Origin of the sequence: Acinetobacter sp. NIPH1876 (genome assembly GCF_022808535.1) — a bacterium.
GTDB classification, from domain to species: domain Bacteria; phylum Pseudomonadota; class Gammaproteobacteria; order Pseudomonadales; family Moraxellaceae; genus Acinetobacter; species Acinetobacter higginsii.
The window spans coordinates 192,096-205,447 of sequence record NZ_JALGBR010000001.1 but is presented as its reverse complement, the minus strand read 5'-3'; the positions used below and the strand labels follow the sequence as shown (position 1 = coordinate 205,447).

Sequence of the window (13,352 nt, the reverse complement as noted above, 5' to 3'; positions counted from 1 at the left end):
CTTATTTTTCTATATGTAACGTTGTATCTAAACTGAACGTGCAGTTTTATTTGCAGTGTATTTTGACCAGCAGAAGCCGATCAGTAACCCCGTACCAATGACAAATAAAATCAATGATAAGTTAGACCAGACTAAGACATGTTCTTTGGTGAGGACACCAAAAAGCAAACCAAAAATTGCTGGTGCTAAGGCCGAGTTTGGGCCTTCTGAAATTGTTGGAGTCGCAAGAACTGCAAAGGCAATAATCCAAAGGATGCCACCAATTGGATTGGGTAGGCGTGACATCAAACGATACCAACACCACAATGCAATGAGCGTCCCTGTAACATAAACAATGATCGCAACATTTTCTTCAGGGAACTGATCCAGTACTGAAAGAATGTTTGACCAAATCGCTGTTAGAGTCTCAAGCACCGCGTAAACCCTCTGGTTCTACCGCATTCGGATTGATTAATCCCTCTGGCGGCATCTGAATAAAAAAGCCTTTGGTATTTAATGAATCTAACACATGTAAAACGTTAGCACGTGCAAGTTTACGCTCATTATGAAGTTCTAAATGCATGACAAAAGTGGCTTTGCCAAATGCTTGTAGAACTGTTTCTGGAACACCTTCAAATGGGTTTTCTTGTTCCTTGTCATCAGGATAATTTGGACGAGCAATATACATATACATTTCATCTTTTTTACTCGATCTATAAATATCGCAGTGCATGTTTACTCACATCTATTAACAATCAAAGACAGCATACATGAAAATAAAAATGGATACATTAACGATTGTTAACGCTAGAGTCGTCTTTTTTCCAGATTCACAATACAACCTATTTCCGAGTATTCGCGCAGAGTGTCATAATCAAGCCATGATTTTTCAATGGCACAGCTATGCAACAAAACAAATATGATGATCCACACTTCTTTACTGAATACTCAAAAATGCCTCGCTCAGTGCATGGCCTAAATGCTGCTGGTGAGTGGTCCGCATTTAAAACACATATACCCCAGTTAAAGAACAAAAAGGTTTTAGACTTAGGTTGTGGCTATGGCTGGCATTGTCAGTTTGCTGCTGAACAAGGTGCTCGTTCAGTGATCGGAATTGATTTATCCATTAAAATGCTTGAAAAAGCACGTCTCTTAACATCAGCCCAAAACGTGGACTATCAACATACCGCAATTGAGGACTTTACAGCAGATAAAGCGAGCTTTGACGTCATAATCAGTTCTCTTGCTTTGCATTACATCGAAGATATTGAGCCTGTGTTTGCCAAGGCTGCATCCTTATTAACTTCTCAAGGCGAACTGTACTATTCGGTTGAGCATCCTATTTTCACAGCCTGTGAACAACAAGATTGGTACTATGATGCAGAGCAACAGCCGATGCACTGGCCTGTTGACCACTATTTCGAACAAGGCAAAAGAGAAACCCATTTTTTAGATGCAAAAGTTGTGAAATATCACAGAACGCTTGAAACCCATATTACAGCCTTATTAACTGCAGGTTTTGAAATTACAGCAGTGATTGAACCAACACCACCTAAAGAAATGGTGGAAAGGTTAAGTTGGCAGAATGAATTAAGACGCCCCATGATGCTCATCATCAAAGCCAAAAAAAAGAGCTAATAAATTAGCTCTTTGATTTTCTAACGTGCTATTTTCATTTGCATCGCTAAATATTCAATATCTTCTTTTAACAACGCAATCAATGGTTGCGTCAGAATGTCATAGCGCCAGCCCATTAAATAACTCGGTAAGGACTGCTCATCTAAATGAAATACCACATGTTCATAGATCGCATTCATCCATTTCTTACGTAGTAATACTTCTTTTGGTATCCCAGTTTTTAAGACTACACTTTCAATCAACGCATCAATTTTGGGTGCAACTTCTTTAGAATTACTCTTGATCGGTTTAGCCATGCGCAATGGCCATTCATCCTCTGGCGGTAAGAACTTGAGTAAATCAAGAATCATTTTGCCATGTTCGCGTACAATGTGCGGACGAATATCTTTAATTCGTGCCAACTGAAAATTATTGCGAGGATTCTTTTCCACCAAATCAATCATGGTGGAGTTTCTCAGAATAAAGCTACGCGGCTGATTCAGCGCCTTGGTAATCTGCTCTCGCCAAATGCTGAGTTGTTGCAATTGCATCAACTCACGGCGCGAATGGCGATAATTACCAATATCAGTGTACAACTCTGCCAATGGTGTTTCCATCGCAATCTCTTTGGTGAGATTCTGACAATCTTCCAATACGTATTGATACAGCCCTTTTGCTTTTAGATCTGTTTTCAATGCATCTGCAAGTTTGCTTAAATAGATTACATCATTTGCCGCATAGCACATCTGCTCTTGCGTTAATGGTCTAGCAAGCCAATCCGAACGAGTCTGATCTTTTTCAATCTCAATATTCAAACAGGTTTTAAGCGCATTTTGATAACTAACTTGAAGCCCATGGCCTAGAAATGCCAACGCAACTTGCGTATCGAATACATTATTTAATGGTTTTTGGTCAGCATAATGATAGATCAGATCTATATCTTCGCCACAGGCATGAAAAATATTCTGTTGTGCAGCAAAAATTTTCGGCCAAAAATTGCTGAGATCCAATGCGGTGCCATCAAGCAATAGAATTTGACCATTCAAATTGATTTGGCAGACACCAAGTTTAGGATATAAGGTATCGACCTTAATAAACTCGGTATCAAGGGCGTAGACAGAACACTGTTCCATCTGCTTGAGGAGAACAGCTAAATCTTGTTGCTGTTGGATAAACTGAAACATGTGTGCTCAAGTAAAATAATAAAGAACCATGTGCAATAAAACTGCCCAATGTCAGTCATTGCTCAACTGAAAAATACAAAAAAATTAATTGGTATTCCACATGCAAGACATGAAATTACTCCTCTTCCATTCATCAAAAAACGAAAATCCTTTTCGCCCGTCAATAGTGCCACAAATCACAATAAATAGATCTACGATAATGTTAGACAATATGTAAAATTTAATTATTTGTTTAAATTAACAGCATGAATTTAATATAAATATATAAAAATGCGAATGAACCCAGTTATTTCATTCGCATACGGTTATGTACAGCTTGACTTAAGGTATGACTATCTACATATTCCAGTTCACCACCTTGTGGCACACCTTGCGCAATTCGAGTCATGTGAATTGGTAAATGTTTTGTAGCTTCAACCAGATAATGTGCGGTTGCTTGACCTTCTACTGTGGCATTGGTTGCCAAAATCACCTCTTGAATCTGCCCTGCACTGAGCCGCTGAATCAAGTATGGAATTCCGATTTCTTCAGGGCCAATACCATCTAAAGGTGACAAATGTCCGCCTAGAACATGATATTTACCGCGGAAACTGCCACTTTGCTCAATCGCCATCACATCTGCTGGTGATTCAACTACACAAAGCAATTGTTCATCTCGCTCTACTGAAGCACAAATATCACAGATTTCATTTTCTGTTAATGAATGACAAATATGACACTCATGAATATGGCTAGATGCTTCATGTAAAGCATGAGAAAGCGCAAATGCACCTTCACGGTTTTTCATTAACAAATGTAATGCCATACGCTGTGCTGATTTGGGACCAACACTTGGCAATATACGTAATGCTTGAACTAATTGTTCAAATCGTTCACTAAACACAAATCAACTCTCATAATCGCCCCTAACCCCTCTTTAATAAAGAGGGGTACTCCTCCCTTTTTAAAGGGAGGCTGGGAGGGATTTAAAATAAACCAGATAAGCCAGGTGGCAAGCCCATACCAGTGTTCGCACCTTTTAATTTCTCTTCAGAAATGGCTTCTGCTTGACGTGCAGCATCATTCATCGCAGCAGCAATCAAATCTTCAATCATATCTGCTTCGTCTTGTAATAAATCAGGACTAATTTCGATACGCTTAACCACATTACGGCAAGTCATGGTAACTTTAACTAAACCACCGCCAGCTTCCGCATGAACTTCAGTTTTTGCAAGCTCTTCTTTGGCTTTTTTAAGATTTGATTCCATATCTTTTTGCATGCGCTGAGCTTGCTGCATGAGCATATTAATGTTCATAAGTTTCTCTCGTTAAATTAAATCTAAACCGCGTGATATGTCGCGAATAATATCATCAATGTCTTCTAAACCAACAGACACACGAATCAAACCTTCTTCAATTCCTGCAGCTTGTTTAGCTTCGGCCGACATTCTACCATGCGAGGTCGTTGCTGGATGCGTAATTGTTGACTTAACATCACCTAGATTACTGGTAATCGACAAGAAACGAGTGTTATCGATCACAGTCCAAGCACCTTCACGCTGGCCTTTCACCACAAAAGATACAACACCACCAAAACCTTTTTGTTGTTTTTTCGCCAACTCATGCCCAGGATGATCAGCTAAACCAGCGTAATACACCTTTTCAACTTTTTCATGTTGATGCAGCCATTCCGCTAATTTTTGTGCGCTCTCGCAATGGGCTTTCATACGAATGCTCAGTGTTTCCAAGCCTTTCAAGAAAATCCATGCATTGAATGGACTCATTGAATTACCCAAAGTACGAATCACACCATTTACTTCTTCAAGCAAGTCATTTTTACCAACAACTGCACCACCAAGCGCACGACCTTGGCCATCAATATATTTTGTTGCTGAATAAAGTACTAAATCCGCACCAAACTTAATCGGTTGCTGTAATACTGGCGTACAGAAGCAGTTATCGACCGCAAATAAAGCGCCATTGGCATGGGCGATATCTGCAATGGCCTGCATATCACCCACTTGTGCCAATGGATTTGACGGCGTTTCAATAAAGAGAATACGCGTGTTTGGACGAATCGCCTGTTTCCAGCCTTCAAGATCATCTAAATCGACAAAAGTCACTTCAACGGCAAATTTCGCGACATATTTTTCAAATAATGCAATGATTGAACCGAATACCGCACGAGAACAAATGACATGGTCGCCCGCTTTTAAATAGGCCATACACATTGCATGTACCGCAGCCATACCAGAACTGGTCGCGACTGCACGTTCTGCGCCATCCAGTACCGCTAAACGCTTTTCAAAAGCCTGTACGGTTGGATTGGTATAACGTGAATAGGTATTACCAGCGATTTGCCCAGAGAATTTTGCTGCAGCATCAGCCGCACTTTCGCACACAAATGATGAGGTCAGGAAAATTGGCTCACTATGCTCACCTTCAGAGGTACGATCATGCCCTGTGCGAATTGCCAGTGTCTCTAGTTGGTATTCTAAATCATCGCTTGGATTCATCGTTCTGTATGCCTTATGATCATAATGAAGAAATATGCCAATATTTTGAGCGCCTAAGGTATTTAAGGTCAAGGCGTAAGATGAAATTATCGCTTAGACTTCGTGCAATCTTGACTCATGATGAGACTTTCTAAGATGAAATCGCTTGTGGAACAGCAAAAAATAAATTTTAAACATCTGGCTATGCGTGTCTTCGATGCCGACAAACTGGTTTTGTCTCAATCGACACCCTATCAAGTGATTGCACAATTCAAACAAACCCGTGTCCGTTTCTATGCTTCAGAGAAAAAACTCTATAAAGAACCACTGGTGTTCGTTGCACCTTTAGCAATCAATATGGATATCTATGACCTGTATCCTTACCGTTCATTGGTCAAACACTTTCAGGAAAGCGGTTTTGATGTGTATCTAATTGATTGGGGTAAACTGACTTATAAAAATTATCAGATTAACTTTCTATCTTTTATTGATAACTTTATTCCTAAATGTATTGAAGCCATTCAACAACATTCTAAATCTGAAAAAATTTCACTACATGGTTGGAGTATGGCGGGGATTTTCGTCACGCTTTATACCGCACGCCATCAACCGAGTGTAGTGAAAAATCTTGTGGTCTTAGGTAGTCCGATCGACAGCTATGCTTCGGGTTATATTGGCAAGTTATATAAAACTTTGGCTTATCTGACTAACCGTAACCCCACCATTAAAGATTACATCTATAACCGTTTACCGAAGTTAATGATTCATTCACCAGGCTTCCTAAACTCGCTTGGATTCAAACTGTTAGATCCTAAAGGCTGGATTGATGGCAATATCCAGTTATTGAAAAACTTGGATAATCTAAAGTTGGTACAAGAAGATGCGACGCTTAGCCACTTCTTAAATAACATGATTGATTATCCGGGTGGTGTGAATCAGGACATGCTATTTAATGTCTGGTTGCAGAATCCTTTAAAAAATGGCGCAATTCAGCTCAAGAACAAAACTATTGAACTCAAAAACATCAATTGTTCTCTATTCGTGGGTGCAGGTAAAGGCGATCAACTGGTGACTTCTGAGTCCGCATTCCCGCTGACCCAGTTGACAAGCAGCCAAGATGTCACGTTTACTCTTATCCCTGGCGGGCACTTAGGTTTAATGTCCAGTCAAAACAGTTCCATTGAGTTCTGGCCAACACTGGCGACATGGTTAGCCGAACGATCAACACAAATAAAAAGGTAAAGTATGACTCAATCTGTTGCATTCATTGGTTTAGGCGCTATGGGCTATCGTATGGCGGCGCATCTTCCTAAATATTTCGAAAACGTTTATGTCTGGAATCGAAATTTTAGTAAAGCAGAACAGCATGCAACAGAATATGGAACTCAAGCCGTTGAACTTGCTCAAGCGGTTCAGGCCGATATTATCTTTTCTTGTTTACCGACCAGCGATGACGTTGAAGCATTAATCGAAGGTATTGAAATTAAGTCGGGCTCGATCTGGATTGACTGCACCAGTGGAGTGCCCGAAGCAGCACGCCGTCTGGCTGAGAAATTAAAAGCTCAAAATGTGGACTTTTTGGATGCACCCGTCAGTGGGCAAACGGTTGGCGCTGAAAATGCAACCTTAACCGTCATGGTGGGCGGCGATGTCAATGCTTTTGAACGTGCTTACCCAGCAATGGCAGCCGTCGGAAAATTAATTCAACATGTCGGTGAATCTGGTGCTGGCTTTGCGGTAAAAGCCATTAACAATATGTTGCTCGCTGTGAATTTATGGTCTGTTGCCGAAGGATTTAGTACCTTAAAAGCACATGGTGTCAATCTGGATGCCGCACTGAACTGTATTAATGCTTCTAGCGGAAAAAGTCTAGTTACCGAAACCATTTTCCCGCAGCGTGTATTAAGTCGTGAGTTTCCTGTGACGTTTGGATTACCTTTACTGGCGAAAGATACAGGCATCGCGCTTGATCTCGTCAAGGATGCCAAGCTCCCTGCTCCGATTTTGTCGTTAACGCAAAGTTTGATTCAAGCAGCGAATTTAACTGCTGAGCCCAATAGTGACTTCTCTGCAGCCGTTAAATTGTATGAGTCGTGGAGTAAAATTACCCTGAAATAAGAGAATTTTAGTGTAAAAGTCTTTTTAAAACATCAAAACCGCTCTATTGAGCGGTTTTTTAAAACATATAAAAATTGTTATTTATAAACTTTATATATCAGACTCTCTTAAAAACCACCTCATTCACCGATGCACAAATCCTAATTTCATCACCAAGCGACCACTCTGCTGCTCTCGCCGCCATCGCAGCAGGTACACCATGCGATCCTGGTCCTGCTGGCACATCATATGTTGCATGGGCGTCATGTGGTAACAATACGTCATAACCAAGCTCTAATGCAGCACGTGCAGTTGCTACAACACACATCTCGGATAGAACACCACATATTGCGAAAGACTTGATCTCGTGATCGTCCAATATCTGTTGAAGTAGGGTTCCACTAAAACCATTATCTTGATTTTTTCTTATGATAAATTCATGAGATTGTGGTGGAAAAAATAGCTCCCAACCAGCTTGATATGGTTCATCTAAAGCCCCTATATCTCCATCATTTTGCAAGAAGATCACGGGAGTCTTAGTAAAGCGAGCTTTAGCAAGTAAAATACTGATCGATGAAGTGAGTTGTTTAGAGTCAGGCACAGCACCACGTCCTAATACAAAAGCATTTTGCATATCTACAATAACCAATGCATCGACGATATTTTCTAGAATCAAAATAGTTATCTCCTATTGATCCATGAACATGTTATTTATGGCTTTTATTTATTATTTACATCAATTTTGAAAACCTTGCCATTACATACTGAAACTGTATATATCTGCATATCTATTTCATATACATATTCAGTCGCTTCACATAAGCGACGACCTTCTTTATGTATAAAGTATCTTGGAGAGGTTTTACCCATTTTTTAGACAAATCGCTTTCACCCACGTGAATAAATTCGTAGGATGAATGCGTTGAATAAATCCAGTCGTGCTAGAAATTCTATAACTTAAAATAAGAAAACCCTCATATAAAATGAGGGCTTTCTTGATAATTCTGATCTAAATTATCCGTATTTTTTTGCAAACTCTTCATCACTTGAGCATAGATAAATGATGAATTCAATAAATGCGATAAGTGAAGGAATAAAAGTCCAACAAAAGATTAGATATAAAAATCCTTGCCCGATTCGCCCTAAATAGAATTTGTGTACACCAAAGCCACCTAAAAAGAATGCAAGTAATGCTGCGGCAACTCTACTTTTTTTACCTATCGTGACTGTTTGTTGTCTAACCCCACATTTCGGACAGATCTCAGCTCGACTATCAATTCCTTGCCCACACGCAAAGCAAAATTTCGTTTGACTCATTAATTTATTCCAATCTTTTATTTATTGCGCCGAGATTCTCTCACTCTACTCACCAATATTCAATATAAGGTTATTATTTATATAAAGTTATTAATCTGAATTATATTTGATTATTATATAAATTTCTTTTTTTTAAGACGTCATAGCGTAATCAATTACCTCCCGAAGGAGGTCTCTTTAAAGTGTTGTTCCACAAATATCTTTTGTTCCTGTAGGGTAAGTATTTGCAAGTTTTGTATGGTCAGTAATAAACTCTATAGATAAATTTTGCCCAATAACAGATGCTGATGTCGCAATAGCTCCAGTACCCCCACCTGCCATAAACGATAAAGTAGAACCATTGCTATCATAACCTGAGATATAACCTTTGTTTACTCCATTAAAAATATATCCAATCTGTTTACTATTTTGATTCACATAAAAACCGAAAGTCTGATAACCATCAGCAGTATTTTCAGGTTTTAAGGTCAACACACCAGATGACTGTGTACCACCATTAATTAAAAGCAGAATATTATTGTTTGTGTTTGTGGACTGACCATTCATATGAATTAAAGCGATATTAAAGGCATTATGATTACCATTCGTTGCAGCAATCAGAATTGGGAAAAAAGTTATTGTTTCACCTGCGGGTAGAACATAAGTTGGAATTTTTAACTTGATTTCAAACGCAACTGTACCACCAGCAGAAATTACCTTATCTCCAGGCACATCTTGAAAGGCAAGATTTGGATAACTAATTTTATTATTCGCGAAAGCATTACTCATGGCCATATAAGATTTCACACTGCTACTAGCCTCTACGTTAAAACTTGCTTTTGCACCTAGTAGGTTAGGAAACCTAGCCATAGTTGAATCAATTTGTGATAGCTGAGCTTGTGTGGCATCTAAATTATAAGTACAAGCAGCAAAGCTACTCCCCATAATCATCACACTAATAAAGGTCCCTAAAATTATCTTTTTCATATACTAATCCTTTTTATAGTAGAACATTCAGTATACATTTTTTATTAAATTAGTGAGTAAAAACAGATAAATGGGTGTAGCTAGCGTTTCTCTATTGAAAAATAGAGCATTAAAAACCCACGTCTAAGCGTGGGTCAATGTCTTCGAACCATAGCCAATCAATCTACGCGGCCCCAACATATCGATAAATACTGCCGTCTTTGGGATTTTCAAAGAGTAAATCCATATTTGGCAGAAGAATCTCCCCTTCAACTTCAATGTGCTCAATTCGTTTAAAGAAGGGAATTTCTTGATCATTGACAGCTTTTACTTTGGCTGTCGCGATCTTCTCGGCCTCAAATTGATCCTTTACCTTAATTTTTATAGTGTTCATTAAAAACTCCAATTTTTTAAATTTTAAATACAACAGCGAAACGAAAATTTAGAACGATGAAATAGCTGAGTAAGCCAACGGCATCGCAAAGAAAGTTAAAACAAATGCTGCTGAACGTTGTAAGTTGCGTTGATTCAGCCAAGAGATTTTGTTGGAAATTAAAATAGATCCAAATGCAATCCATAAAAAAGCAATTGGAGTGATCAGTGCTAAGAACGTTCCCATATGAACAACATATTCATGTAGGTTGAGCCAAGCAGTGTGTGGAAAAATAGCTGAAGCAAATAATAAAGCTTTAGGATTAAGTAAGGTTGCTACAAACAAAGCCTTAGAGGTAATCAAAGGTTGATCCAAATCAAACTGTTTTGTTGAAGTAATCCATAACTTAATTGCCAAATAGATAATAAAAGTCGCACTCAGTAACTTAATGAGCGGTGGTAGCCAAGGCACAACGTGTGAAACAGACTCAAGTAAAAAGCCCCATGTCGTAATGGCAATAAAATAACCAATAACCTCTGCGGGGATCAATTTCAGTGAAGCTTTAATACCCGTTTGGATTCCAGACGAAGCCAATAATGTATTCGTTGGACCTGGTGTTAGTAAGATCGTAATGATCAAACCAATAAATAGAAATGACACCATAGACAAATACCTTTGCTAAGTTTCGCAAACGCAATATGGCAAACTAAATCTAGTCTTGTCGACAAATTGGTTGTAACCAAAAATATTGTTTTCATTTTTTTACATTATAAATCAGTGTCTTATTTTATTAAAAATTAAATTCAGAACTTAATCAACTTCGCATAAAAACGAGATTAAAATCACATTTTCTTAATAATTCCATGTAGATAGCCCAGCTCTAGTTCACATAATATTTCAATTCTCAATAAAAGTTCATAGATAAAATAAAAGGATGAAGTCTGCGTACTTGGTTACAGACTAAAGTATACAAAGTATTGTTTTTTCTATATAACATGAGTTCAACCTTCAAAATGAGCGTACCCATGATGAAGTCTGTAAGGCTTTTATACGTAAGTAAAATTAAGAATATTGACTCGAACTTAAAAAAAGATTTGATTAAAATCCTCGATGAAGCTGTAGACTTTAATTATCGTAATGATATTAGAGGTGTTTTATATTATGGTCATGGCTATTTTGTACAATGCTTAGAAGGTCAAAAGAGCATCGTTGATGATTTATTTTATAACAAAATTGTGAAAGATAAACGCCATATCAATTGTGAAATTCTTTATTACACTGAGTGTGAGAATCAATTTTTTTCACAATGGTCTATGAAGTTTTCACCAGTCAACCAGAACATTTCAGACTTTTTCATGAAGTACCATTTAGAAGAATTCAACCCTTACCTGCTAACGGCTGAAACCGTTGAGAAATTTGTTTCTGTTTTAGCTGGTGAACCTGAATATGATGTACAAGCATATGTTTCGTGAGTGAATAAATTATTCATTGAAATTAAATGTCTAAAAGTACCCTTACCAGATAAATTTTACCAATCGGAATAAAATTTAACAAAAAAAAATTGAATGAATTGCCCATTAGTGCTTATATATGTTGTGAAGAGGACGACCTCTTTGTTCAATTTTTCAAGCTTTGGGACGACCTAAAAAATATTATTAATGAGGTGTCGAAATGGCTTGGGCTTATTTAATTTTAGCTGGTATTTTTGAAATCGTATGGGCATATTCTATGAAAATGTCTGATGGTTTTACCAAGCTCACCCCTAGCATCATTACCATTGTATTCATGATTTTGAGTTTCGGTTTACTGGCTGTCGCTATGAAGACCTTGCCTTTAGGCACTGCTTATACGATTTGGGTCGGAATCGGAGCTGTTGGTGCCTTCCTGATTGGAATATTCTTCTTACATGAACCTATGGGTTTTTTACGCCTATTAGCAGCAGCATCTATTGTATTCGGTGTGGTATTGATGAAAGTGACAACACCTTAGTTTTCAATTGTATAAGGCCCTCAATTGAGGGCTTTATACTACAGAATTCAATGCTAATTTTTATTTATTTTAATAGATATAAAATAAGCAATATCCAAATTAGAAAACCAACTGTAAGAATGTAAAGTGCTGTTGTATCAAATTTAGGATTCCTATCTGCGGGCATACATAGATTTGAGCTAGTAATGAATTCGGAAGCACAATTAGAACACGCCCTTAATCCAATGGAACGCCAAACTTCGTAAACCCTAGCTGGTATTTCGAACCCAGAACATTCTTCAAATATCTATTCTTGCTTTATATGGCCTTAACCTCTTCTTAGAAACAGCTTTCTCTCAGCCTCCCGACGGCGAACTAATCCTTTTAAAACCTTACCACCACCCTTATTCCAAACCAAAAACTGGTCTGCCGCATCTTGGTACGCTAGTGCATTCAAATACTTTAGCAATGTCGAATTCTTAAAAGCATTGCTACCAATGTTATATGCTAATGAAACCAGAGCATCAAATTGATTCTGAGAAAGTGGAACAGTGACAGCTTCATTTATAGCCTTTTGAAAGTACTTTAAATCATGTTGAAAAAAAGACTTTGCTTGCTCTAATGTACAATAATCCCCTTGCTTAACTCGAACACCTGTTGGATAAACTGTGGTACCAAATCCAATAGACCACACACCAACCCCATCGTCATAGGCATGTAGCTTTAAATCCTCAAAGCTTGTGATAAGATTGATACCATGAGCACTTATAGACATTTCAAAATCAAAGGCTGCACCTAACATATCGCCAGTATCATAAGCCGTTGCAACATTCATTTGCTTATCTTTAGCATCATTCCGTTTTTGAGGGGGCCTAACATCAATGAGCTTGCGGAAATAATCCAAGATAGTCTTCATGATTCCTCACTTACCATTTTCACATCATTCGATCTAACCAAATAAATCCACAATATCATTCATAAAGACTAAAAACCGTATATTAACGCTAAATATATCAAAGCACTGACAACCCTTAACGTTCAATATTTGCATTACATCATCTCTAACCAACCGATCAAAACCTATTGAATGTAACAATATGCTGAATAATCACAATATCTCTTTAATCAACATTACTCATAGCCTACCAATTAATCTTCATTCAATTGCCTTCAGTCAACATACTAGCTAAAATTATGCTTGCAGGAGCAAGGACTTCCCGATGGATGTATTCGTACTTCACAGGGTTCCTGCCGTTGGGCCAATTTTAACCGGGTCTGCTTCCGCAAAGGTAACGCCTTGGGAAGCCTAAAGAACGAAGGACGCCGCCCCTAACAGTTTCCTTTGAAGCTGAGTAGGATAAAAGAATCATGGTCACAGTGAAGTCTTTATTAAGAGCC

The 13,352-nt window shown here is 38.2% G+C and carries 17 protein-coding genes and 1 pseudogene; 5 read left to right on the top strand and 13 right to left on the bottom strand.

The features are described from left to right. Window positions 1–27: 27 nt before the first annotated feature. Together MN869_RS00980 and MN869_RS00975 are read right to left on the bottom strand one after the other, a co-directional pair. Window positions 28–414 carry a hypothetical protein gene (locus tag MN869_RS00980; protein ID WP_005203531.1) on the bottom strand — a complete coding sequence of 129 codons (387 nt, stop codon included), beginning with the start codon at window positions 412–414 and terminating at the stop codon, window positions 28–30. Continuing rightward, complete coding sequence (locus tag MN869_RS00975) at window positions 407–712, bottom strand: YcgL domain-containing protein (RefSeq protein ID WP_004653415.1); 306 nt, start codon at window positions 710–712, stop codon at window positions 407–409. The genes MN869_RS00980 and MN869_RS00975 overlap by 8 nt, the downstream gene beginning before the upstream one ends. Before the next feature lie 170 nt (window positions 713–882). Here MN869_RS00975 and MN869_RS00970 point away from each other — a divergent pair, with 170 nt between their 5' ends. Further along, entirely contained in the window at window positions 883–1,617 is a 735-nt protein-coding gene (locus MN869_RS00970; protein ID WP_033134491.1) for a class I SAM-dependent methyltransferase, read from the top strand. A 20-nt stretch (window positions 1,618–1,637) separates the two neighbouring features. Here MN869_RS00970 and MN869_RS00965 read toward each other — a convergent pair whose 3' ends face one another. The 4 genes from MN869_RS00965 to MN869_RS00950 form a co-directional block, all read right to left on the bottom strand. Beyond that, a complete protein-coding gene (locus MN869_RS00965; protein WP_005203529.1) occupies window positions 1,638–2,780 on the bottom strand; it encodes an HRDC domain-containing protein in 1,143 nt (380 codons plus the stop codon). A 286-nt stretch (window positions 2,781–3,066) separates the two neighbouring features. Further along, window positions 3,067–3,663, bottom strand: coding sequence for a recombination mediator RecR (recR, locus tag MN869_RS00960; RefSeq protein ID WP_004653413.1), 597 nt, complete (start codon window positions 3,661–3,663; stop codon window positions 3,067–3,069). 82 nt (window positions 3,664–3,745) lie between these two features. After that, window positions 3,746–4,075, bottom strand: a complete 330-nt coding sequence (locus tag MN869_RS00955; protein ID WP_004653412.1) for a YbaB/EbfC family nucleoid-associated protein — start codon at window positions 4,073–4,075, stop codon at window positions 3,746–3,748. A gap of 12 nt (window positions 4,076–4,087) precedes the next feature. Continuing rightward, window positions 4,088–5,275, bottom strand: a complete 1,188-nt coding sequence (locus MN869_RS00950; protein ID WP_033134490.1) for an O-succinylhomoserine sulfhydrylase — start codon at window positions 5,273–5,275, stop codon at window positions 4,088–4,090. A 135-nt stretch (window positions 5,276–5,410) separates the two neighbouring features. Here MN869_RS00950 and MN869_RS00945 point away from each other — a divergent pair, with 135 nt between their 5' ends. Both MN869_RS00945 and MN869_RS00940 read left to right on the top strand, forming a co-directional pair. Continuing rightward, window positions 5,411–6,496 carry an alpha/beta fold hydrolase gene (locus MN869_RS00945; protein ID WP_005315584.1) on the top strand — a complete coding sequence of 362 codons (1,086 nt, stop codon included), beginning with the start codon at window positions 5,411–5,413 and terminating at the stop codon, window positions 6,494–6,496. Between the two features lie 3 nt (window positions 6,497–6,499). Then, window positions 6,500–7,372: an NAD(P)-dependent oxidoreductase gene (locus MN869_RS00940; protein ID WP_033134489.1), complete on the top strand. Its 873-nt coding sequence runs from the start codon at window positions 6,500–6,502 to the stop codon at window positions 7,370–7,372. A gap of 97 nt (window positions 7,373–7,469) precedes the next feature. Here MN869_RS00940 and MN869_RS00935 read toward each other — a convergent pair whose 3' ends face one another. The 6 genes and pseudogenes from MN869_RS00935 to MN869_RS00915 all read right to left on the bottom strand — a co-directional run bounded on the left by MN869_RS00935 (window position 7,470) and on the right by MN869_RS00915 (window position 10,649). After that, window positions 7,470–8,027, bottom strand: a complete 558-nt coding sequence (locus tag MN869_RS00935) for an isochorismatase family protein (protein ID WP_033134488.1) — start codon at window positions 8,025–8,027, stop codon at window positions 7,470–7,472. Window positions 8,028–8,071: 44 nt separating this feature from the next. Next, window positions 8,072–8,268: pseudogene (locus MN869_RS20455) on the bottom strand (hypothetical protein); the annotation flags it as partial. A 97-nt stretch (window positions 8,269–8,365) separates the two neighbouring features. Further along, entirely contained in the window at window positions 8,366–8,668 is a 303-nt protein-coding gene (locus tag MN869_RS00930) for a TM2 domain-containing protein (protein ID WP_005203520.1), read from the bottom strand. Between the two features lie 177 nt (window positions 8,669–8,845). Beyond that, entirely contained in the window at window positions 8,846–9,634 is a 789-nt protein-coding gene (locus MN869_RS00925) for a DUF4882 family protein (protein WP_033134487.1), read from the bottom strand. 163 nt (window positions 9,635–9,797) lie between these two features. Beyond that, window positions 9,798–10,007 carry a hypothetical protein gene (locus MN869_RS00920; RefSeq protein WP_033134486.1) on the bottom strand — a complete coding sequence of 70 codons (210 nt, stop codon included), beginning with the start codon at window positions 10,005–10,007 and terminating at the stop codon, window positions 9,798–9,800. Window positions 10,008–10,055: 48 nt separating this feature from the next. Next, complete coding sequence (locus tag MN869_RS00915) at window positions 10,056–10,649, bottom strand: LysE family transporter (protein ID WP_033134485.1); 594 nt, start codon at window positions 10,647–10,649, stop codon at window positions 10,056–10,058. A gap of 365 nt (window positions 10,650–11,014) precedes the next feature. Between MN869_RS00915 and MN869_RS00910 the strand changes: the two genes are divergently transcribed. Further along, a complete protein-coding gene (locus MN869_RS00910) occupies window positions 11,015–11,458 on the top strand; it encodes a BLUF domain-containing protein (protein WP_026057554.1) in 444 nt (147 codons plus the stop codon). A 199-nt stretch (window positions 11,459–11,657) separates the two neighbouring features. Continuing rightward, on the top strand, window positions 11,658–11,975 hold the full coding sequence (locus tag MN869_RS00905; protein WP_004807239.1) for a multidrug efflux SMR transporter: 318 nt from the start codon (window positions 11,658–11,660) through the stop codon (window positions 11,973–11,975). A gap of 307 nt (window positions 11,976–12,282) precedes the next feature. On the opposite strand, the gene MN869_RS00900 is transcribed toward MN869_RS00905, so the two are convergent. Further along, window positions 12,283–12,870, bottom strand: a complete 588-nt coding sequence (locus MN869_RS00900) for a lysozyme (RefSeq protein WP_033134484.1) — start codon at window positions 12,868–12,870, stop codon at window positions 12,283–12,285. Window positions 12,871–13,352: the final 482 nt, after the last annotated feature.